The organism is Winogradskyella thalassocola, assembly GCF_900099995.1.
In the GTDB taxonomy this organism is placed as follows: domain Bacteria; phylum Bacteroidota; class Bacteroidia; order Flavobacteriales; family Flavobacteriaceae; genus Winogradskyella; species Winogradskyella thalassocola.
Genome location: NZ_FNCZ01000007.1, coordinates 100362 through 123864, shown reverse-complemented (window position 1 = coordinate 123864; position 23503 = coordinate 100362). Strand labels below are relative to the sequence as shown.

Below are 23503 nucleotides of genomic sequence, written 5' to 3'. Positions count from 1 at the left end.
TTTTATACAGTAGGCTTGTTAGGCCCATAAAAAATTAATTATTACGGTTAATAAATTGCTACATGCATTATAAACTTTAATCAGAAACTAAACACTGTCCGCACAAAGACAATACCAAGACATAGTTTATGACAGCTTTACATTATTTAAAGTAGCTACAGAAACTTATCGTTCTAATACTTGTTATGAATTAATTAGTGATTTTCATCTAAGGAATACAGTGTATTTACGTTTTCAAAGAAACTATACAGACACATTTAGGATTTTACTTATATGCACCAATCCCAAATCCAAAAACTCCTCTATTTTTAAATAAAAAATACCCATTTAAAATCAGAAGTTATATTTCTATAATCAATGACTAATACAAATAGCATATTATAGTTAACAATATAGCAGTATTCCCATTTGCATAACTTTCTAGAAAACAGTATTGCCGTATTAGCGATAAAAGCTTTCTACAATAAAAATCGTAAAACTTATCCTCATCAACATAATTCATTATTTATTAACAAAATATAGGATATTTAACAAATAATTAGCATTTTTGATAATAACAACAACTAATCCATAAAAATATGAAATCAAACTACAAAGGAATTTTAACACTTTTATTAGTGTTTCTTGTTCAACTTACGTTTGCGCAAGAAAAAACAATCTCGGGAGTGGTGTCCGATGAATCTGGGCTTCCCTTGCCTGGAGTTAATGTAATTATCAAAGGAACCACGACTGGTACACAGACAGATTTTGACGGTAAATTTAAGCTAACAGCTAGTGTAGGTAACATTATAGTAATTAGCTATATAGGCCTTAAAACTGAAGAAGTTAAAGTAGGTAGTTCAAATACTATTAATGTAACATTACAAGAAGATTCATCTTCTTTAGACGAGGTGGTGGTTATTGCTTACGGTACCACAAGTCTAGAGGCTTTTACAGGTTCAGCTAGTGTAATTAGTGAAAAAGATTTAGCGCTTAGATCTGTAACATCGCCTATTGCGGCCATTGAAGGTAGAGCAACTGGTGTACAATTTACATCACCATCTGGCCAACCAGGATCTTCACCAAATATAGTTATACGTGGTGTAGGAACACTTAATGGATCTGCAGACCCTCTTTTTATAGTAGATGGTATTCAGTATGAAGGGGCATTAAGTACTATCAACCAAGAAGATATTGCTTCTTTCACTATACTTAAAGATGCAGCTTCCACATCGTTATACGGTTCTAGAGCTGCGAATGGTGTTGTAATAATTACAACAAAAAGTGGGACTAAAGGGGGGCTTAAAACAAACCTTTCTATTCAAACGGGATTTGTATCAAATGCAATTCCTGAATATGACTATTTAGGCCCAGGAAAATATTATGAATCTATGTGGGAGGCGCTTAAAAATTCAAGTGCTGGTGGTGGAGACGCAGCTTTTGCTTCTGCAAATATTTACAATCAATTAGGTTATAATCCTTTTAATGTCCCTAATGATCAAATTGTAGGAGTCGATGGAAAACTTAATCCTGATGCTAAAGTAATTTATCAGTCTTTAGATTGGTACGATGTATTACGTAGAACAGGTATAAGAACAAACTATAATGTTAATGTAGCTGGCGGTGGGGAAAATCATAAAGTATTCTTTTCTGCTTCTTATTTAGATGAAGAAGGCTACGTCATCACATCAGATTACGATCGTTTAACAACACGTTTAAATGGAGACTTCAATGTTAGCGAATGGTTAACAATGGGTGGTAGTGCTAATATATCTATATCAGAGTCTAATGGTCCGGATTCTGGTGGAGAATCTAGCATTGTTAACCCGTTTAGTTTTGCTAAAAATATTGGATCCATCTACCCTGTATATGTAAATGATTTAAATGGAAACATTGTTAGAGATGCTGCTGGAAGACGCGTATTCGATAATGGATCTGGATACCCAGAATACAACATTGGTTCGAGACCAACCAATCAAAATCGACATGCCTTACAAGAACTTCTGTTAAATGACGAAACGAATAGAAATAACACTTATGGCTTTAGATATTATGCAGAAGCTAAAATATTTGATGGATTAAGTTTTAGAGTAAATTACGGTAGAGATATTAACGAAGGCATCAATAAAAGCTATGAAAATAACATCATTGGTGACGCAGAACCAACAGGTAGATATGGAGAAACTAGATATAGAAGAGAGTTTGAGACTTTTAATCAACTTTTTACTTATACCAAAACTTTAGGCGATGTCCATAATTTAGATTTTACTGCGGGTCATGAGAGTAGTGCTAGAAAATACTCGAGTAACAATGGTACTGCAATCACTCAAGTTGTAGAAGGAATTTATGAATTTGATAATTTCTCTGAGCCTGTAACCTTAGGAGGGTCTACAACTAATAAAAGACTCGAAGGTTATTTATTTCGTGCCAATTATAATTACGACAATAAGTATTATATAAGTGGTTCAATTAGACGAGATGCTACTTCGGTATTTGATTCACAATCTAGATGGGGAACTTTTTACTCTGTAGGTGCATCTTGGCGTATTGACCAAGAAGATTTCATGGAAAATGTTTCTTTTATTGATCGTTTAAAACTTAGAGGATCTTATGGAGAAGTTGGAAATGATAATTTATTAGACTTTTTCTTATCACAGCCTAGATATGGTTTAACTTCAAATGCAGCTGATCCGGCACTTGTATGGCAGGAAATTGGTAATGCAGATTTACAATGGGAAACTTCTGTAAGTTTCGATATTGCTTTAGAATTTGCTTTATTCAATAATTTCTTAGAAGGTTCTTTTGAGTATTATAAGAAAAACTCTACTGACCTTCTTTACAACCTACCAATTGCATTGAGTAATGGTTTAAATGAGTTTCCTACCAATATAGGTGACATGTATAACTCTGGTTTTGAAATTGGATTAACTGCACACCTCGTAAATAATCAAAATTTAAAATGGGATATGACTTTACAAGGGTCAACATTCAAAAACGAGATTACAGATCTTCCAGATCCTTTTGTAAACGGATCTAAGAGATGGGAAACAGGGCGTTCTAGATATGATTTCTACTTACTTCCAACTGCAGGTGTAGATCCAGATAATGGAGATCAATTATTCTACCTTTATGAATTAGATGACAATGGTAATAGTGTTGCCGTACGAGATGGTGATGGAAATATAGAAACTACTAATGACTGGGAAGAAACAGAAAGAGTTTATTCAGGAGATAGTTCAATTCCAGATTTCTTGGGTTCTATATCAAACAGCTTAAGCTATAAAGGATTTTCATTAGATTTTTTAATTACTTATGGTATCGGAGGAAAAGTCTTAGACAACGGGTATTCGTCTATGATGCTAACTAGCAGTTACGGACGTTCTCTTCACCCAGACATTTTAAATGCATGGCGTGAACCAGGTGACATCACTGATGTGCCTAGATTAGAAAACGGAAACACTGATTTGGTATTAACACAGTCAACACGATTTTTAACAGATGCTTCGTTTTGGTCTCTGAAAAATGTAAACCTCGGTTACACATTTGACAGTAGTATTACTGATGCACTTAATATGGATAGCTTAAGAATTTATGTGTCGGGAGAAAATCTTTATCTTAAAAGTAAGAGAACTGGTTTAGATCCTCAATATAATTTAGGCGGAACAGGTTCTGGTATTGACTATAGCCCAGCACGAATATTCTCTGTTGGCTTAAATGTATCATTTTAATTAAAACAATTTAAAAACATATAATTATGTTACGAAAAATAAAAATAACGCTATTGGTAGGTCTAGCACTTACAATAGCCTCGTGTGAAGACGAATATTTAGAAACCAAACCAACGGATGCTATTTCTTCTGCAGATGCTTTAGCTACTGCTGAAAACATGGCGTTAATACTTAATGGCCTACATCGTTTACAATACGCACAACCACAAACATTAATTTCTGGTGGTGATAGTAATAGATCTGGTAACCAATATTGGGTACCGTTAGGTGATAATATACCTGGAGGATTAATTCATTCAGCTTCAGCTAATAATTTAGGATGGCAAGATGAGGCTAGATGGACTTCTCACAATTTAGAAACATCACTCACAACTGAACAATTATGGTATCAGCGTTACCATGTTATTGCTAGCGTCAATGCCATTATAAAGAAAGGTACTGATGGTAGTATTCCTGATAGTGAAAGATTAAATGAAATCATTGGACAAGCTTACGCTTATAGAGCATTCGCTTACCATGATTTAGTTACTCATTATGCTAAAGGTTATTTAATTGGTAACCCTTCAACCGATCCTGGTGTGCCATTATTATTTGCTTCTGAAGCTCCTTATGAAAGTGAAGGAAGATCTACAGTACAAGAGATTTACGACCAATGCCAGATGGATATTAACACTGCTATTGAATACTTTGAAAATGCTACTTCGAGACCAACAGGCGACCCAAAGCATAAGTCACAAATAAATATAGATGTTGCATATGGTCTTAAAGCACGTATAGCTTTAAACAAAGGAGATTGGGCAATTGCAGCAGCATCAGCTGCACAAGCACGTCAAAATTATCCACTAATGAACGAAGAAGATTATAAATCTGGATTTAACACCAATAGTTTATCTGAAGTAATTTGGGGTAGTAACGTAATTGGTACGGAAACCACATTCTTCCGTTCATATTTCTATTTAGCTAGTAATACGTTTAACGGAAGTCAGGTTAGAAACAATCCTAAACTGATAGATAAAAGATTATACAACCAAGTTCCTGATACGGATTACAGAAAAGATTTATTCTTAGCTGACGCACCTAATACCAATACATCTGCTGCAAATGGCGAAGGTGGATTTGGAAATGACCCTAATTACACAGATGAAGATGCTTTTGAAGATAGAAGAGATGAAATTCGCTCTCTATATGGCTTATCTTCTAGTTTTAACCTACACCCTTATATGCATGTTAAACTTAGAAATGCTAATCCAGGCAGTACAGATCCAGATGATATCATTTATATGCGTACATCAGAAATGTATTTAATTGAAGCAGAAGCAAAAGCCATGTTAACAGACATTCCTGGTGCTCAAGCAGCACTAACTCCACTAGGAAGCGCTAGAGATAGTGCTTACGATGCGACTATCTACAATACACAAGCAACCTTAATGGAGCATATTAGATTTCAACGTGGTATCGAATTATGGGGAGAAGGTTTTCTATATTCAGATATGATCCGTTGGGACTTAGGTGTTGATCATGGTGCTAACGGTGGATCAGGAGCATCTGCTACATTATACCAAGACGGATTTACACAAGCAAAACCATCTGTTAATAGCGATTGGCTTTTCAAAATCCCTCAAGCAGAAATTGATGCTAATCCTAATTTAACGTCGTCAGATCAGAATTAAATTATAACATATATAGTTCAAAACTATTAAATCTAAAATCTCCAACGGTACAATTTATCGTTGGGGATTTTTATTTTAAAAAGAGTAATCTTAAATTATATATATTTTATTTATTAAAGAATACTTTACATAACTTTGCAGCATGAAAAACGAAACTACCATTTTTGGAACCAGAGCAATTATTGAAGCTATAAAATCGGGAGAGACTATAGATAAAGTTTTTATGCAAAAAGGGCTACATGGCGAATTGTTTCAAGAATTGGAGCAAGCCATACGTTCTGCAGGCATTAATTCATCATACGTTCCTGTTGAAAAATTGAATCGTTTAACACGTGGAAATCATCAAGGAGCTGTGGCTCAAATATCACCAATTGAATTTCATGATATTGACGAGTTAGTAATGAGCGTTCTTGAATCTGGAAAAACTCCGTTATTCCTTTTATTAGATCAATTAAGCGATGTAAGAAATTTTGGCGCTATTGTTAGAACAGCAGAATGCACCGGCGTTAATGGTATAATTATTCAGAAAAAAGGTGGTGCTCCAATTAATGGCGACACTATAAAAACGAGTGCTGGCGCTATCTTTAAAATGCCTATTTGCAAAGTAGATCATATCAAAGATGCTGTATTTCATATGCAATCTTCAGGTATAAAAGTTATTGCCGCAACAGAAAAAGCAGAGCACTTTTTATATGACGTATCGTTTAAAGAACCCTGTGCCATCATTATGGGTTCTGAAGGCAGAGGAATTAATCCTTCAGTTTTAAAAGTGGTCGACGACCAAGCCAAACTTCCAATATTAGGAGAGATTGAATCTCTAAATGTTTCTGTTGCTTGTGGTGCGTTTTTATATGAAGCCGTTAGACAACGTTCTTAAGTTTTCTGTCGCAGTCACAGTAGGTCAGTTTATAAGTTCTAAAAGTTAATCTTCGTTTTTCTTAAAGATGTAATTGATGGTTTGAGCTTGATTTATTTCAGGTTCAATTTCGAGTTCTGATTCATTTTCGATTTCGACTTCAGGTTCCAACTCAATAAAGTTTCCGTTTTCATCAAAGTGTTTCATAAACGGATCATCATCTTCGTTATAATCGGGTTGTTCCCATTTGTAACGGTCTGGTTTTGCTACTTGTTTTCTAAATATCAAAGCGAATACCAACCCGGTAATTAAGCCGCTCAAATGACCTTCCCAAGACATTCCACTTTTTATCGGAAATACATACCAAATCATACTTCCATAAAGGAAAATAACAACTAACGATAATGCTATAAGTCGATAATGTTTGGCGAATATGCCCTTAAAGAATATAAAACTAACTAAGACATAAACCAATCCACTTGCTCCTATGTGATTCCCTGAACTCGCGATAAGCCAAGTCATAAATCCAGAAAGCACAACACCAAAGCCAATGACTTTCCATGCTATTTTGCTATAGAAGTAAAATAAAGCAACTGTGAGTACAAAAAGTGGAATTGAATTATTGTAAATATGATTAATATCTCCATGTAAAAACGGACTTGTAACAATTCCTATGAGACCTTCTAATTTTTGCGGCCTAATACCAAAAGCTTTTATACCACTATCAATCCTTATTTGATACCAAAACACTAACCAATTAACAAACAGAATCATCAATGGATAGATGACAATGTTGTTAGAGTATTTAAAGTGTTGTGGTTTGCTCATATTCAAATTTAAATAAAGTCTTTCAAATTTGTAGCCAAAATTGAATTGTCTGAAATAATGGCAGAACTATAAAGTTTTTATCTGTTGATTTTTTTAACATGAATTTCATAGATTTCGTTAATCCATCACAAAAGCATTTTGTAATTTTGAATTATGAATATTCCATTAGCAGAACGACTACGACCAAGCACCCTAAACGACTACTTAAGTCAGCAACATTTAGTGGGCAAAGATGGTGTGCTCTATCAGCAAATTAAAAACGGTGTGATTCCTTCTCTTATACTTTGGGGACCTCCTGGGATAGGAAAAACAACACTTGCCAATATCATTGCTAACGAATCTGACCGTCCTTTCTTTAAGTTAAGTGCTATAAATTCTGGAGTTAAGGATATTAGAGAAGTTATAGATAAAGCCAAGAAAAGTGGTGGTATGTTCACTACAAAAAATCCGATATTGTTTATTGACGAGATTCATCGTTTTAGCAAATCGCAGCAAGATTCACTCTTAGAAGCCGTAGAAAAAGGATGGGTAACGCTAATTGGTGCAACCACAGAAAACCCTAGCTTTGAAGTTATTTCTGCATTATTATCGCGTTGCCAAGTTTATACTTTAAATGCTTTTAACAAAGCTGATTTAGAAGCCTTACTACAACGTGCACTTAAGGAAGACACAACGCTTTCTAAATTAAATATTGAATTAAAAGAAACCGAAGCTTTACTCCGATTATCTGGAGGTGATGCTCGGAAACTGCTTAATATTTTTGAATTATTAGTGACTTCCTTTGAAGGTGATCAAATTATAATCACTAATGATTTAGTAACTAAACAGGTTCAGAACCAAGCGGCTCGTTACGACAAAGCTGGCGAGCAACATTATGATATTATTTCGGCATTTATAAAAGCGATTCGTGGTAGCGACCCAAATGCAGCAGTGTATTATTTAGCACGAATGATTGAAGGTGGTGAAGACGTTAAGTTTATTGCTAGACGATTATTAATATTATCTAGTGAAGATATTGGTAATGCTAATCCTACTGCTTTAGTCATTGCTAATAACACGTTTCAAGCTGTATCCGTTATTGGCAACCCTGAATCTAGAATTATACTAAGTCAGTGTGCCACCTATTTAGCAAGTTCCCCAAAAAGTAATGCGGCTTATGAAGCTATTGGTAGAGCACAACAATTGGTAAGGGATACTGGTGATTTATCGGTTCCGATTGCAATGCGAAATGCTCCAACGAAGCTTATGAAAGAACTCGGTTATGGTGACACCTACAAATATTCGCACAGTTACGAAAACAATTTTGCAGCACAAGAATTTCTACCTAAAGAAATAGCTAATACTAAACTATACAATCCAGGAAATAACGCTCGTGAGCAAGCCCAACGTAATCACTTAAAGATGCTGTGGAAAGATAAGTATGGGTATTAGTTGTTGATTGTTGGTTCTTGGTTCTTGGTTCTTGGTTCTTGAAAGTATTAAAATTTAATATTCAAAACTTTCTCTGAGGTTGACGTTCCATTATTTTCAGAATACATCCACTGCCCTTCTTTCTTATAGACGATGGCATTTTTATCTTTAACGATAAAAACGTCTTTAGCTGACGAATTCAACAAAATCATAACAACTCTTGGCTCTGAATTTACCAACTGAAATCCATTTGTTATGGACTGCGCATAATACAATTCTGATTTTAACTCTGTAGATGTTGGCTTTTTAGTGTCTGCAACCGCTTCGTTTAGCTTAGCTTCAGGCTGTGCTTTAGTCTCTGTTATTTTACTTTTCTCTTTAACTTCAATATGTTCAACTACAGGCTGTTTTTCTGCTTTAGGTTTGGCTTCAACATGTTCTTTAGGGGCATACTTATAATCCAAATTTTTAAACGTTTCAAACGCTTCTCTGATGGCTTCATTATAAGCCTTATCAAATTCTTTTAATCGCGACTCGCCTATTTTAGATTTTATAATCTCTACGTTATAACAATCTGTCAATATAAACTCTACCTTAGTTTTAAATAAACCGCTTTCTTCATTAGACGCATTAGCTGTTAATGCCAAACAACGATCTTTGGTTGGATCATCTGAAAACTCATCAATAAAATAAGCTTCATAACCGTATTTATTAAATAAGAACTTAGTAAGTGAATTTAATTGGTACTGATCATCACCTTTAGAAAATTCAAATGCCTTTGGGATAATTATATATTTATAATCATTCAGGCTTTTTTGTGCATTTCCATAAAAACTTATGATGACAAATAAAACGGTAAAACATATTTTCTTAAACATTATATTATTTTTTAAAGGTGATTTACAAGCATTTTTAAATTCGTAATTCGCTTAAAATCATGGTTATTATCAGAATCTTTATAATCAAAATGAATGGTATCCATCCCTATATTATGAGCTCCTTCAATATCGGCCTCAATATTATCTCCAATCATTAAACTCTCATCTGCTTTTGTTTTAGCTAACTCTAACGCAAAGTTAAATATTTTAGGATTTGGTTTTTTAACGCCAACCATTTCCGAATTGGTAACGGTTTGAAAATACGATCGGATATTAGAGGTTGTCATCTTTTTCTCTTGTGCTTCTTCAAAACCATTGGTTATAATATGTAATTCATATTTACCTTTTAAGTAATCTAGAATTTCAAATGTCCCCTCAAACAAATGGTTGAATGTTGTTAACTCATCGATATAAGCATCAGATAGAAGTTGAATCATATCATCCTCGACATGAACTCCGACTCCATCAAAAGCCTCCTTTAATCTTCCATACCGCAATGCCGATTTTGTAACTTTTTCTTCTCTGTAAAGTTTCCAATATTGAAAATTTATAGGTTCGTAAACCCGTAAAAAATCATTGAGATCAATGTCTATCTTGTTGCCATTAAAAATCTTCTCAAACGTTAATCCTGAGTTTTTATCAAAATCCCAAAGCGTATGATCCAAATCGAAAAAAACATGCTTTATTTGGTTTTTCATTCTGTAGATTCTAATATTAAATTAAATAGAGATCTAAACCCTTTCCAACGGTCTAAATCACTAAAGGTATAGTTATGAAATACAGGAGTAAAAGTACCATTTACAGCTTTTACTTCCTTAATTATTTTTTGTAAATGTTCTGTTTTATCTAATTGCGAGTTATATTTTAACAAGCCAAAATCCAAACAATGGTATGGGTTAATTTGCAATGGAGTTTGTACTTCGTAATCTAAGTCGTAAAACTGAAAAGGAGTACAAGTCCCTGCTCTAAAACCCAACGTATTAATATACCCCATGGTAAAATCTTGATGAATTTCTAATTCAACCAAATTACGATAGGATGTTGGTAAATTCAACTTCGAAAATGAATGCCGTACCGCTTTTAAATCGGTGTGTGTAATGGATTCCATTTTGAGCTTTTCCTTTTTAAGAATAGAAATATCATTCAAAGAAAAATAGGATGCTTTTAAGCCAACATCACAATAATCGGCAACGGATTTAATAAGCGAAACAAAGTCTTTTTTATTCGTGTTTATATTTTTATCATAGGTTGAATAATCCCCGATTAAAAACAGTACCATAAATTTAAAATTATGCTGTTTCTGTTTTCTAATAATCCACTTAAATGTATCATAAGGATCGCGTTTAAAACCAAAAAGTACTAAATAACGAGAATACAACTGTTTTATACGCAAACGTCTCAAATCATTTAATGTACCTCCTATGGTTCTTAAAAAACCTTTGTACTTAAAGTAATATGCCATTGGCACATCAATTACAGGTTGCACTCTATATGTCCGTATAGGAAACTCATAATCTGGAAAGCGCACTTTTAAAACCTCCTTAAGTTTATACGCCCAAATATCAACAACGGGCTGATGTAAAAACCGGTTTTCAAACGCTAAACTTTCAGAAGCCAAAAACCGACCATAATCATCATTTACATGCGGCAGATACTCTTCATACCGACTTAATAAATAAAAGGATGCTGCAAAAATGTCGAAAGGCAAATCACTTCGTTCTCCAGTCGGAAAAAATCCTTTTGTATTGTCCCATTGCTGTACATTAATATCGATGTCTGATAGTCCAGTTTCAAATAACAAATCGTTACTTCTTATAAATAACTCATTACTCAATGGCTGTTTTGTATAAGACATCTTAAGACTATCGTGAGCAATAAAATCTTCAACTTTAGACGTAAAAAGAACATCTATACCCAAAATACGTTTACATATATGCTTAAACGTATACGTAACGCGTGGTGTTATTTTATGAGTATAGACTAATAGCATAGGTGTCGTAAATTGCAAAGGTTAAAAGTAACAAATTCTATGTGTTGCGCAGTCAATATAAGTTTTGTTATTTATTATTTAACCCATTTGATTTTCATCAGCAAAACTATAATAGGCATTTTCTGTAATAATGAGATGATCTAAAACCGAAATATCTAAACTCTGAGCTGCAAGCTTCAACTTTTTAGTAATGTTTATATCGGCTTGACTGGGTTTTAACGTACCCGAAGGATGGTTATGACACAATATTAAAGCTATAGCTCCAACTTCCAAAGCATTTTTTAGCACCAAGCGAACATCAACCAATGTGCCAGTGATACCGCCTTTACTTAATTGATTTTTATGAAGGACTTTATTAGAATTATTAAGATATAGTATCCAAAATTCTTCATGTGGTAAATCACCAATTATGGGTTGCATCACATCAAAAACAGAACGGCTCGATGTAATTTTATCTAACCGCATGGCATCTTCTAGCCGACGACGACGTCCTAACTCTAAGGCCGCCACTATAGCTATCGCTTTTGCTTCACCAATCCCCTTAAATTCCATTAATTGTGAAATAGACAGTTTTCCTAATGCATTTAAGTTGTTATCAACACTCGCAAAAATACGCTTACATAGTGCAACAGCACTCTCGTCTCTATTTCCTGATCCAATTAAAATAGCAATCAATTCCGCATCACTAAGTACCGTTTTACCTTTGTCTCTTAGTTTTTCTCGCGGCTGATCGTCTTGCGACCAATTTTTAATTGAAAATGAAGTTGGTTTCCCTGACATGCACTAAAGATAAAAAATTGTAAATTTCGAATGTCATTAAATTAGTATAAATTTTAAAACAGGGATTTAAAACCTATTTAGGCAGATAAAATATGAATTATCCTCCGCAGCACCATCAAGACAACGACAACAATCATATGGTTGAAGTCATAAAAACGTATCCTTTAGCGACTGTAATTTCTGTACATAACAATCAGCCTTTAATTACACATTTGCCATTAATGTATGACGATGGAAAATTAATTGGTCATATAGACATTAATAATCCGCAAGCTCAATTATTAAAAGAAGGCAATGATGTTACGCTTATTTTTAGCGGTCCAGAATGCTATATTTCTCCAAGTATTTATTCTACAACACAACTCCCAACTTGGAATTATATTAAAGTTCACCTTAAAGGAAAAGTTGATACGAATCCGGATAAAATGGCATTAAAACAATCTTTAATTACTATGACTGAATTTTTAGAAGCGCCAGAACACAGGTATATATTAAATCCCAAAAATCCGCGTTTAGATAAAAATCTTGATTATATTGTAATGTTCGAAATTGCCATTACCCATTGGGAAGGTAAATTTAAACTGTCGCAAGACAAGAAGCCGACTGATATTGCCGCTGCTCGTGAAGAGTTAGTGCGATCAAATCAAGAAAGTATTAAACAATTTTTAAACAATATATTTTAAACCCAAAGACCATGAAGTATCTATTTACATTTTTTATTATTCCGGTATTACTACTGAGCACTACAACCCAAAAAGAAGTTTTTGTTGGCAAATGGATTGGTGAAGACCAAAACGAAATTGGTTATTTAGTTTTTGATAATGAAGGCTACGCTGCTTTTGAAATCAACGGACAAGTCATGGGAGGCAAAGAATTTTACATGAAAGGTAAAAAGGGAAAAATGACTTATTCTATTAATTACGATACGACTCCTATTGAAGTCGATTTTACGTTGACTAAGATTGAAAGTGGAGAATCTAAAAAAATTCTTGGTATCGCAGAATTCACGGATAAGAATACCTTAAATTTTAATATGAGTTTTGACACCGATAGACCTACTGAATTTGGCGAAGACACTATGGTGTTAAAACGCGTGCAATAACGTAAGTAATCTAACGTCTATATTATAAAATACCATCACTATTTTAATTAAAAGGCAACATCATGAGCGACTTAAAAAAAGAAGATATCAAACAAGAAGTTTTCGATTTATACGATGACTATGCCCACAACAAACTTAACAGAAGACAGTTCGTAGAAAAACTTGGAGTCTATGCTGTTGGTGGTATCACATTGTCGTCTTTAATGAGTTTTATGTCGCCAGATTATATCACCAATTTAATGGTAAAACCAGATGACCCAACACTAGATTCTGATTTTATCACTTATGAATCTCCAAAAGGAGGTGGCACCATAAAAGGTTTACTGTCCCAACCAAAGAATAACAAAACCAAACTACCGGGTGTTATTGTAGTACATGAAAATAGAGGCCTAAATCCATATATTGAAGATGTTGGTAGACGCACCGCAAAAGAAGGTTTTATTTCTTTAGCGCCAGATGCTTTAAGTCCACTTGGTGGTTATCCAGGAAATGATGATGACGGTAGAACAATGCAAAAAGAGCGTAACCAACAGGAAATGCTCGAAGATTTTATTGCAGCTTATCATTATCTTAAAAATCATGATAATTGTGATGGCAACGTCGGAGTTGTAGGGTTTTGTTTTGGCGGTTGGATTGCTAATATGATGGCAGTTCGCTTACCAGACTTAGGAGCAGCAGTACCTTATTATGGCAGACAACCAGAAGCTGAAGATGCTGTAAAAATTAAAGCTCCGCTTCTACTCCAATACGGAGAATTAGACACCAGAGTCAATGCGGGTTGGCCAGCGTTTGAAAAAATATTAAAAGCCAAAAACATAGAATATACAGCATATATCTATCCTGAAGTGAATCATGGCTTTCATAATAACACCACACCAAGATATGATAAACCAGCGGCAACTTTATCTTGGGAACGCACTATTATTTTTTTTAAGAAACGTCTTAAGTGATAATTTTAATTTAAGTTGCCGATGGAAATGTTAATTCTTTATATCGGATTTTTACTTGCAGCCTATGCAGTAATTGGTAATGATGTAATACAGACCTTAGGCACATTTCTCACGTCTAATGACAAAACGCATTGGCTTATACTATGGGCTTTTGCATCCACAATTTTAACTGTAACTTTATTCTATGGTTGGTATTTCTACAATGGAGATGTCTCATACAATAGACTAGATAAAATTCCGCTTCCTGAAACATTGAGATGGTGGCATTTATTAGCACCACTTACACTATTAATAATAACGCGATTGGGAATCCCCGTCAGTACGACATTTATGATTCTAAGTGTTTTTTCGAGCCAGCAGATCATCGAAAAAATGATAATAAAATCTGTTTATGGATATGGTCTTTCTGTTATCTCTGCCTTTCTGCTTTATATTATAATTGCGAAAAGATTCGAATCTAAAAAATCTATTGCTAAAGTAAATGAAGCCAAACAAAAAAAGTACTGGATCTTTGCACAATGGGTTTCTACTGCTTTTTTATGGTCGCAATGGTTAATACAAGATTTTGCTAATATCTTTGTCTTTTTGCCGCGAAGACTGTCCATCTATGAGTTCATTGGATCGCTCTTAACGATATTAGCCATAATGGCATATTTGTTTAAAAACCGTGGAGGAAAAATTCAAGAAATTGTTAACCAAAAGGTAAATACTAGAAATATTCGTTCTGCCACAATTATTGATTTTTGTTATGGCATGATTCTCTTTTTATACGGAAACTATAATGCCATCCCGATGAGCACTACTTGGACATTTATTGGTATCCTTGCTGGACGTGAAATTGCAATAAACTACATGCTCAATAAGAAACAACTAAAAAATTCCTATAAACTTATAGCTAAAGATTTTGCAAAAGTAAATATTGGTTTGGCTGTTAGTATTTTTGTCGTCTATATTATTCAAATTATTAAAGAGTTTTAGTACGTAAATTCACTCTTTTTTTTAAGATGCTATAATTTGAATATTATTTTTTTTTATAGCATATCCTCATTTTATTTGACAGTCCCAAAAAAATAAACCACCTTCGTTTTATAAGACTAATAAAACACAATTCTAAATGCCATTAACGTTATTATCTTCACCTTTACAAGGGTTTACAGACTTCCGATTTCGGAATGCCTTTAACCACTATTTTGGTGGCATCGATACGTTTTATGCTCCTTACATTCGTTTTAATAATAAGTTAATTATTAAAAACTCTTATAAACTCGATTTACAACTCGAAAACAATACAGAACTCGAAGTCATTCCACAAATCATGACCAATAGTGCTGATGAGTTTCTATTCGTGGTCGATTATATTCAGGAATTAGGGTATAAAGAGTTGAACTGGAATTTAGGTTGCCCCTATCCAATGGTAACAAATCGCGGTATGGGTTCTGGACTCATTTGCGACCCTGAAAAAATCAATCATATTTTAGAGCGTGTACATAAAGAAACAGACATTGTGGTCTCTATGAAAATGCGAATGGGTTACGAAAACCCTGAAGAAATTTTAGACACTTTCCCTATTCTAGACGCTTACCCTCTTAAGAATATTGCCATTCATGCACGTATTGGCAAACAACTTTATAAAGGAGGAGTGAATCTTGAAGCGTTTGAAAAGTGTATAGAAAGCACCAAACACAAATTGTATTACAATGGTGACATTACCTCTGTTACTAAGCTAAAAGACATGCAAGCCCGTTTTCCAAGTATCGATCATTTTATGATTGGCAGAGGATTAATCGCTGATCCGTTTTTACCAAGCATGATTAAAAACGACACGACTGAATATCCAGAAAACCGATGGGATATTTTTAGAAAATTTCATGATACCATATATCAGCAATACGATGCTGCATTGTCCGGACCAACTCCAATTAAAATGAAAATGCAAGGGTTTTGGGAATACTTCGCCCAGTCGTTTTCTAATCCACAGAAAGCATTTAAGAAAATTAAAAAAGCGAATAATCCGAGAGCATACCAACAAGCTGTTAGTGAGATTTTGAAGAATGGGTAACTATTTTGTCATTCTGAGCAAAGCGAAGAATCTCTAAAAAAATAATTATTAATTAAAAGATTCTTCACTTCGTACCTTGTTCAGAATGACAAACCGAACTGTCATTCTGAGGGAAGCATGACCGAAGAATCTCAAAAAACCAATCATTTTACAACTATATTTGCAATCATCAATTTCAAATTCATTTTCAGTTTCAACTTCAATTTCAACAAGTGAAAGACCTCTTACTCATATCACCTCCATTTACCCAATTAAACACTCCGTATCCTGGCACAGCCTACCTCAAAGGGTTTCTGAACACCAAAGGGATTGGCGCGTTTCAAATGGATTTGGGTATTGAAGTGATTTTAGAGTTGTTCAAAAAAGAAACTTTTGAAGAGATTTTTAAGCTTGCTTTTGAAAATGATCGTATTCAATCCGAAAATTGCGAACGCATTTATGCTTTAAAAGACCATTATTTAAAGTCTTTAGATGATATTATCTTATTTCTACAAGGCAAAAATCAAACGTTTGCCAGACAGATTTGCACCACCAATTTTCTTCCACAAGCCTCGCGTTTTGCACAGCTAGACGATATGGATTATGCGTTTGGTGCGATGGGCATGCAAGACAAAGCCAAACATTTGGCAACCCTATATATTGAAGATTTATCCGATTTTATTGTAGAATGTATTGATCCCGATTTTGGATTCAGTCGTTACGCAGAACGTTTAGGACAAAGTGCCAATGCCTTTGATGAGCTTTATGCGCAGCTGCAAGATGATGAAACGTACATCGATCAAATTACATTAGAATTATTAGAGACTCGGATTAAAGACACACAACCCAAACTCATTTGCTTTTCGGTACCGTTTCCGGGGAATTTATACAGTGCCTTTCGCTGTGCACAATTTATAAAAGCGAATTATCCTGAGATAAAAATTGCGATGGGAGGCGGATTTCCAAATACCGAATTACGGTCTGTAACAGACATTCGCGTATTTGAATTTTTCGATTTTATAACCTTAGATGATGGCGAATTGCCAATTGAGTTACTCTATGAAAACGTTTGTCATTCTGAGCCAAAGCGAAGAATCTCAGAAATGGAATACAAACGCACCTTTATCCTCGAAAACGGAACCATCGTTTATAAAAACAACAGCACCTCACCAGATTACAAACAGGCAGATGTTGGTACACCTGATTATTCCGATTTACCGTTAGATCGTTATATCTCTGTTATAGAAATTGCCAACCCCATGCACAGTTTATGGAGCGATGGCAGATGGAACAAACTCACCATGGCACACGGTTGTTATTGGGGAAAATGTACCTTTTGCGATATCTCTTTAGACTATATAAAAATTTACGAACCTGTTGCTGCCTCGCTTTTAGTAGACCGAATGGAAACGCTGATTGCCCAAACTGGCGAAACCGGATTTCACTATGTAGATGAAGCGGCTCCTCCATCGTTGATGAAAGCTTTAGCGCTCGAAATCCTAAAACGCAACCTCAGCGTCACCTGGTGGACCAACATTAGATTCGAAAAAAACTTTACACAAGATCTTTGTATTTTATTGAAAGCCTCTGGTTGTATTGCCGTTTCTGGTGGACTGGAAGTCGCCTCAGATCGTTTGTTAAAACTCATTGACAAAGGTGTAACCGTTGAGCAAGTCGCGCAAGTAACTCGCAATTTTACTGAAGCGAATATTATGGTGCATTCGTACTTAATGTACGGCTACCCAACGCAAACGGTTCAAGAAACGGTAGATAGTTTAGAAATGGTGCGTCAGTTGTTTGAAGTTGGTGTATTACAATCTGGTTTTTGGCATCAATTTGCTTTAACAGCGCATAGTCCTGTGGGTTTACATCCCGAAGAGTATGGCATTACTCCAAATTATAAAAACATCAGTTTTGCGAATAATGATGTCGGTTTCACCGATTCTACAGGTATCGATCATACGCAGTTTAGTTTCGGGTTGAAGAAATCACTCTTTAATTTTATGCATGGTATTGGATTTGACATTCCTTTGCAAGATTGGTTCGACTTCGACATTCCAGAAACCGATATCGATCCCGATTTTATTTATAATTCCTTAGCACAAGAACCGGTTTTCAACATTAAACCAACCGCAAAAATTGTGTGGTTAGGCAGCATGCCTTTAGTGTCTGAATTTTCAAAAACGAAAAAAGGAACCACTAAAGACTTCTTAGAATTCACGTTTCATGATACGGCAGACAGCTTTCAAATTACACTAGAAAAAGAGAAAGGCCTTTGGCTTTTAGATATTTTAGAAGCCATCACACCTCAACATAAGCCACAATCGTTTAAGCAGTTAAAAACCAGTTTTGAAACCCAATTTGAAGATTTCGAATTGTTTTGGTATGCTAAACCTATAAATGTTCTGCGTGATTCTGGCTTATTGGTGTTATAACGGTTAAACTCTAAATTTCCACCCTACAATTTGCCTCTTAAAAATTTTCTTAGACCTTTGCATCTTCTAATACAGTATTGGCCTAATTAGCCCTAAAACAAAACATCTAAAATTTCTTAATGAGGAAACATAAAGCCATTCGATTTTTAATGGTCGCTACTGTTTTATTTACACAGGTTACATTTTTAACCATGATTGTAAACGCGCATTATGAAACCAACGCAGCTATAATTATAGCAGCACTTGTTATTATACTCACCATCGTGTTTGGATACCGCTACTTAGATTTACACCACGAAGATTACGCTTACGAAAAAATATCAGTCGTTATTTGGGTGCCCATTGGTGCGGTATTGTGTTACCTCTTAAATATCCATGGTGGCTTAGGAAGTATTTTAGCTATGGGTATTGTGGGTACTTTGGCATCATTTATACCATCGCTTAATAAAAAATCGAACTACTTACAACAACTACCAGCAAGTATCTATTGTGGTGCTTTTGTTGGGATGTCTAGTGTAGCAACCACTCCATCCATTGGTTTTGTTCTTGCTGCAGGCACTTTGGCAGGTTTGTTTTTTATGATTTCTAAAAACTTATTTCTCGGTGTTGGCGGAAAATTAGGCACCATGGCATTTGCTGGTGTCATCACAGCAACTCTAATTTATTCGTTAATGGTATGAATACATTTATCCTCATCATCACCGGAATTTTAGGCGCCACACTCACCTACTTTGTTAGCGAACACTTACGCCTTGGCGCTGTAAAAGCTTCTGCTTTACTCTCGCTCATTGTAGGTTTGTTTTTTTATGCCTTCCCTAACCTACTCAATGGCTATTTAACAGAACATCTACCTATTGTATTTGTTGGCACCTCGTTTATAGGCATGGTATCTTCTAAAACCTTGAAACGTTATACTTTGCTTGCCATAGCAGGAGCAATATTCACTGCTATTTACATTACGAAAAACCATGTCTTTGATGGTTATGGCGGTGCACTTGGAGCACTTGCTTTTATTGCTCTACTTACCACTATGGGTTTTGCCTTTGTAGTCTCAAACTCTACTAAAATTAAGCGTAAGGTTGTTGTGGTGTGGCAGAGGGTTTTTGATTCTGGGGAATAGGTTTTGAATCTCTGTTTATTAAAATTTTACATTAGTTGTTGTAAGATTTGACATTCTGAAAAATTTAAGCGCACTTCGTTTTACCATAGATATAAATCACTTATATTTAGATAATTAAATTATTTTTAATTAATATAAATGAGAAATCTAAAAGAAACATCCATTGAATGGGCATTAAAACATGTGAGGAAGTTTTACGACTCTGATTTCTATCCGAAACTATTTGAATTTGAAGCTATTGAACACAATTGGATAAAAGTTAAGGAAGAGTTATTGAACATTGATTTGGATGAATATGCCCCTCAAACTCCATTTATATGTTTAGCACCAAAAAAGAATTTCACATATCGTGTTGTTCATCAACTTGACCCAATTGATACTTTACTCTACACTGCTATTCTTTATGAATTTTCTGAGAAAATCGAGAATTACCGTATTCCTAATGAAAAAAGTATAGCTTGTTCATATAGAATTGAGCCTGATATTCATGGCTCATTTTTTGGGACTGACTTAGATGGTTATGCAAGATTTAAATCAAAATCATTAGAACTAGCAAGGGAAAACAAAAATGGCTTTGTACTTGTATGCGACATTACTGATTTTTATAATCAAATTTATCTTCACAGAGTGACAAATGTATTGGAAGAAGCCGGAGTCGAATCACCTAAAATTTTAGAAAATTTTCTATCTGCTCTTAATTCAAATATTTCAAGAGGAGTTCCTGTAGGTCCTGCTGCTAGCATATTAGTTTCAGAAGCTATTATGGCTGATATTGATAAGAAAATTATATCTAATACAACGTCATTCACTCGATATGTTGATGATATGCATGTGTATTTTGACACTTTTGAAGAAGCTAGTTTTTTCCTTCATGAATTGACTAAATATTTATATTCTAACCATAGACTTGTTCTTTCAACCGAAAAAACTTTCATTGATAATAATAAAAATTTTATAGAAAATTATTTCGAAGATGAAGAAAGTATTGAACAAGAGGCTATTCATCAAAATCTAGCGGATACAACAGAATCTAGATATTATGACCCATATGGTTTTTACATACCTGAAATACCTGAATTTGAAGATTTAGAATCTAGTGCACAGTTTTCTGTACGTTCTGAAACTTATAGAGAAATTTTTGAAAGAGCTCTCCAATTTGAACAAATTGATTTAGGTATAATGCGGCATTTATTAAGAAAAGCAGGAAAATATAAAGTTCGTAGCATATTGCCATTAGTGTTTTCAAATTTTAGAACTTTACTACCAATAATCAGAGAAATAGTTGTGTACTTAGAAAGAGTGCTAAATGAAAAATCAGTCAAAACGTATAAAGAGAGTTTCCAAGCAATGTTGGATGATCAGCTAGTACAATTACCTTTTGTTAATATTTGGATTTATACTTTACTACAAAATCCGGTTTTCAATTTTATTGAATTACAATTAGACTATTCAAAAATTTTAAGGGTTAGAGAAAAAGCTCTTATTGCAAAGAGATTAAATGATACAACATGGATTAAAGATCATAAAGATGGGTTAGATGTTTTAGGTCCATGGGATAAAAGAGCAATACTACACTCTGCTATAATTTTGTCAAGTGATGAAATAAGACATTGGGCAGGATTAGTATCATCAAGAGGAAACATTTTAGATAAATCTATAGCTTCTTTTGTTATTGCGAAGAAAAAAAGAAAATAACGGCACACAATACAACCTATAATTAATAATTCTGTTCTAAACCTCATATCAAAACGTCATGTTAAACCTTCTTCATCCATTTAATTAATCCATATTTTTGCATATTGAAAATTGAGAATTATGCAAGACAATAACACCCTAAATTACATAAAAGACGTTCTAAGCAACATGCCAACTGACTGGTTAGGTCTAACTACACATCGTTTAGATATTTACAACGAGAAATTAGCTAAAACACAGTTTTTAGATGAGTTTGAGTTGTTATTTAATGCCAATAGCACTGAGCCATCGGCATTAAGCGAATTACCAACCGCTTACGATTATATTCGGTTAGGACATCCTTTATCTTGTATTTTAGAATGGGCCATTGCCAACTTACATGGACTACAACCAGAGCAAGTGATTAGTTTTTCGTCACAAACGGTTCCTGTGTTGTCTATTTTGAGAACTAACTTATTAGAAAACAAAAAGACCCAAATTGTATATACAGGCGAACTTCCAGAATTTTTTGATGCTGATATCATCAAGCAAGTTTATGGTTATAATTTTGATGTCATAAAAGTGGATAGTGCAGACGCTATTCTAGAGTTTAAAGGCAGTACGGTTTTCATTTCAGAACAACATGAATTCTCTACAACTGAGCTCAACCCAAATATTGACTTTTATATTAATAATCATGCCCATTTAGGAAGTGTATTAATAGTTAATGGCGAGCAAAACCATGGTTATATTTCAGACATTCAGCATGTGAGACGTCGCGAAACGATTGCTATTACTCCTGCGAATTGTTTAGTGGCTTTAAAAGCGTTAACCGAACACACTCCGATTACCAATGAAGACAGTGACTTTGAAGCAAATAAAGCAAGTGTTTTAAACTCTATAAAGGAGATTAATGGGACAACGTCTCAGCCTTTAGTTGGCTCTAGCGGATTGTCGGTGCAATATGCCATTATGATGGGCTTGGTGGACTATTCCTTAGAACACCATAAAGGCAAAGCGATTAAATTTGTAGTACCACCAAATTGTTATGGAGGCACCAATGACCAAGCCAGACGTGTTGCGGCCTGTTTAGATAATGTGGAAGTGGTTGATTTACCTGTAGATGGTGATAATGATATGGTGCAAAGTATCCATACCGTTTTAGATAAAATTGCCCACGACGATGCCATTCCTTATATCATTACTGAAATCCCAACCAACCCGCGTGTTGAAGTTCCGGATTTACAAAAATTAAAAGAAGCCTTAAGCAAAGAACGTAAAACGGCTTCTGGAGACATCGCGATAGATCCTGTATTTATATTAGATCAAACCTTTTGTCCTAATGTGCACTTTTTAGGTGAAGGTGAAATATTATCTACAGTGCGTACGATTTCTTATGCGAGTGGTTCTAAATTTCCAAGTGGTGGGAAATGTACAGCGGGTTATATTGTAGGAAATGCAAAAGCAGATGCTTTAATGGATAAAATTGCATTGCATTTGACGCTTTGCGATAATGAGGCGACTGCGCTTCAATATGAGATTTTGGCTAAGCAATTACCATCCATGAATCAGCGTATTGCAGATGCCTATAAAAATACACGTGAGTTTGTGAATTTTATTCATGACACTTTACCAGAAGCGAAAATCAATTTTGTGTCGGAAGAATTGGCAGCACAAGGATTTACTCCTTCAGTGTTTTCATTAGACCTTCCTACAAAAGGAAATACTCCTGAAGAAAAAGAAACCTACAAACGTGCTTTAAATCATAGATTAATCAATTTAATGATAACCGAAATCCCTAACGAAAGCAAATATTGCGTGAGTTACGGACAGTTAAAAGGCTGTTATTGGACGATTCCTGCAACCTCAACACAAGGTACCACAAAAGAAGGTGACAAAGATTATATTGCACGTGTGTCCTTATCTCCAGATTTAGATTTGGAAAAGCACAAAGCGGTGTTTTTGGAATTTGTTTCTAAGATTTAAAATTTTAATAATTTACCAGTTGTCATTCTGAGGGAAGCATGACCGAAGAATCTATATGTATTCTAAATACTTTAGATAA

19 protein-coding genes are annotated in these 23503 nt (G+C 34.5%); 14 read left to right on the top strand and 5 right to left on the bottom strand.

Translation table 11 applies throughout. From position 1 onward, the window contains the following. Nucleotides 1–578 precede the first annotated feature (578 nt). From BLT80_RS15120 to rlmB, 3 genes are all read left to right on the top strand, one after another. Nucleotides 579–3707 carry a SusC/RagA family TonB-linked outer membrane protein gene (locus BLT80_RS15120; RefSeq protein ID WP_092469482.1) on the top strand — a complete coding sequence of 1043 codons (3129 nt, stop codon included), beginning with the start codon at nt 579–581 and terminating at the stop codon, nt 3705–3707. 26 nt (nt 3708–3733) lie between these two features. Then, nucleotides 3734–5377, top strand: coding sequence for a RagB/SusD family nutrient uptake outer membrane protein (locus BLT80_RS15115; protein WP_092469480.1), 1644 nt, complete (start codon nt 3734–3736; stop codon nt 5375–5377). Between the two features lie 142 nt (nt 5378–5519). After that, nucleotides 5520–6254, top strand: coding sequence for a 23S rRNA (guanosine(2251)-2'-O)-methyltransferase RlmB (gene rlmB / locus BLT80_RS15110; RefSeq protein ID WP_092469478.1), 735 nt, complete (start codon nt 5520–5522; stop codon nt 6252–6254). A gap of 45 nt (nt 6255–6299) precedes the next feature. Here rlmB and BLT80_RS15105 read toward each other — a convergent pair whose 3' ends face one another. After that, a complete protein-coding gene (locus BLT80_RS15105) occupies nt 6300–7061 on the bottom strand; it encodes a rhomboid family intramembrane serine protease (RefSeq protein WP_092469477.1) in 762 nt (253 codons plus the stop codon). 153 nt (nt 7062–7214) lie between these two features. Here BLT80_RS15105 and BLT80_RS15100 point away from each other — a divergent pair, with 153 nt between their 5' ends. After that, nucleotides 7215–8492 carry a replication-associated recombination protein A gene (locus BLT80_RS15100; RefSeq protein ID WP_092469475.1) on the top strand — a complete coding sequence of 426 codons (1278 nt, stop codon included), beginning with the start codon at nt 7215–7217 and terminating at the stop codon, nt 8490–8492. A gap of 47 nt (nt 8493–8539) precedes the next feature. On the opposite strand, the gene BLT80_RS15095 is transcribed toward BLT80_RS15100, so the two are convergent. The 4 genes from BLT80_RS15095 to radC all read right to left on the bottom strand — a co-directional run bounded on the left by BLT80_RS15095 (nt 8540) and on the right by radC (nt 12119). Next, nucleotides 8540–9349, bottom strand: a complete 810-nt coding sequence (locus BLT80_RS15095) for a hypothetical protein (RefSeq protein ID WP_092469473.1) — start codon at nt 9347–9349, stop codon at nt 8540–8542. An 11-nt stretch (nt 9350–9360) separates the two neighbouring features. Next, entirely contained in the window at nt 9361–10047 is a 687-nt protein-coding gene (locus tag BLT80_RS15090; protein ID WP_092469471.1) for a YjjG family noncanonical pyrimidine nucleotidase, read from the bottom strand. Next, nucleotides 10044–11339: a polysaccharide deacetylase family protein gene (locus tag BLT80_RS15085; protein WP_092469470.1), complete on the bottom strand. Its 1296-nt coding sequence runs from the start codon at nt 11337–11339 to the stop codon at nt 10044–10046. Before BLT80_RS15085 ends, BLT80_RS15090 begins: the two co-directional genes overlap by 4 nt. 78 nt (nt 11340–11417) lie before the next feature. After that, nucleotides 11418–12119, bottom strand: a complete 702-nt coding sequence (gene radC, locus BLT80_RS15080) for a RadC family protein (protein WP_092469468.1) — start codon at nt 12117–12119, stop codon at nt 11418–11420. A 92-nt stretch (nt 12120–12211) separates the two neighbouring features. Between radC and BLT80_RS15075 the strand changes: the two genes are divergently transcribed. The 10 genes from BLT80_RS15075 to BLT80_RS15030 all read left to right on the top strand — a co-directional run bounded on the left by BLT80_RS15075 (nt 12212) and on the right by BLT80_RS15030 (nt 23424). Next, on the top strand, nt 12212–12802 hold the full coding sequence (locus tag BLT80_RS15075; protein WP_092469466.1) for an FMN-binding negative transcriptional regulator: 591 nt from the start codon (nt 12212–12214) through the stop codon (nt 12800–12802). Between the two features lie 11 nt (nt 12803–12813). Then, nucleotides 12814–13221, top strand: a complete 408-nt coding sequence (locus tag BLT80_RS15070; RefSeq protein WP_092469464.1) for a hypothetical protein — start codon at nt 12814–12816, stop codon at nt 13219–13221. A 62-nt stretch (nt 13222–13283) separates the two neighbouring features. Next, complete coding sequence (locus BLT80_RS15065) at nt 13284–14171, top strand: dienelactone hydrolase family protein (protein ID WP_092469462.1); 888 nt, start codon at nt 13284–13286, stop codon at nt 14169–14171. Nucleotides 14172–14192: 21 nt separating this feature from the next. After that, nucleotides 14193–15149 (top strand): hypothetical protein, encoded by a 957-nt coding sequence (locus BLT80_RS15060; protein WP_092469460.1) that lies wholly within the window; start codon nt 14193–14195, stop codon nt 15147–15149. Between the two features lie 136 nt (nt 15150–15285). Then, nucleotides 15286–16230 (top strand): tRNA dihydrouridine synthase, encoded by a 945-nt coding sequence (locus BLT80_RS15055; RefSeq protein WP_092469458.1) that lies wholly within the window; start codon nt 15286–15288, stop codon nt 16228–16230. A gap of 212 nt (nt 16231–16442) precedes the next feature. After that, entirely contained in the window at nt 16443–18644 is a 2202-nt protein-coding gene (locus BLT80_RS15050; protein WP_092469456.1) for a B12-binding domain-containing radical SAM protein, read from the top strand. A gap of 119 nt (nt 18645–18763) precedes the next feature. Next, nucleotides 18764–19324, top strand: coding sequence for a hypothetical protein (locus tag BLT80_RS15045; RefSeq protein WP_092469454.1), 561 nt, complete (start codon nt 18764–18766; stop codon nt 19322–19324). Continuing rightward, entirely contained in the window at nt 19321–19764 is a 444-nt protein-coding gene (locus BLT80_RS15040; RefSeq protein WP_092469452.1) for a hypothetical protein, read from the top strand. The genes BLT80_RS15045 and BLT80_RS15040 overlap by 4 nt, the downstream gene beginning before the upstream one ends. A gap of 138 nt (nt 19765–19902) precedes the next feature. Next, nucleotides 19903–21459, top strand: a complete 1557-nt coding sequence (locus BLT80_RS15035) for an RNA-directed DNA polymerase (protein ID WP_092469450.1) — start codon at nt 19903–19905, stop codon at nt 21457–21459. Between the two features lie 120 nt (nt 21460–21579). Further along, nucleotides 21580–23424, top strand: coding sequence for a PLP-dependent aminotransferase family protein (locus BLT80_RS15030; protein ID WP_092469448.1), 1845 nt, complete (start codon nt 21580–21582; stop codon nt 23422–23424). Nucleotides 23425–23503 lie beyond the last annotated feature (79 nt).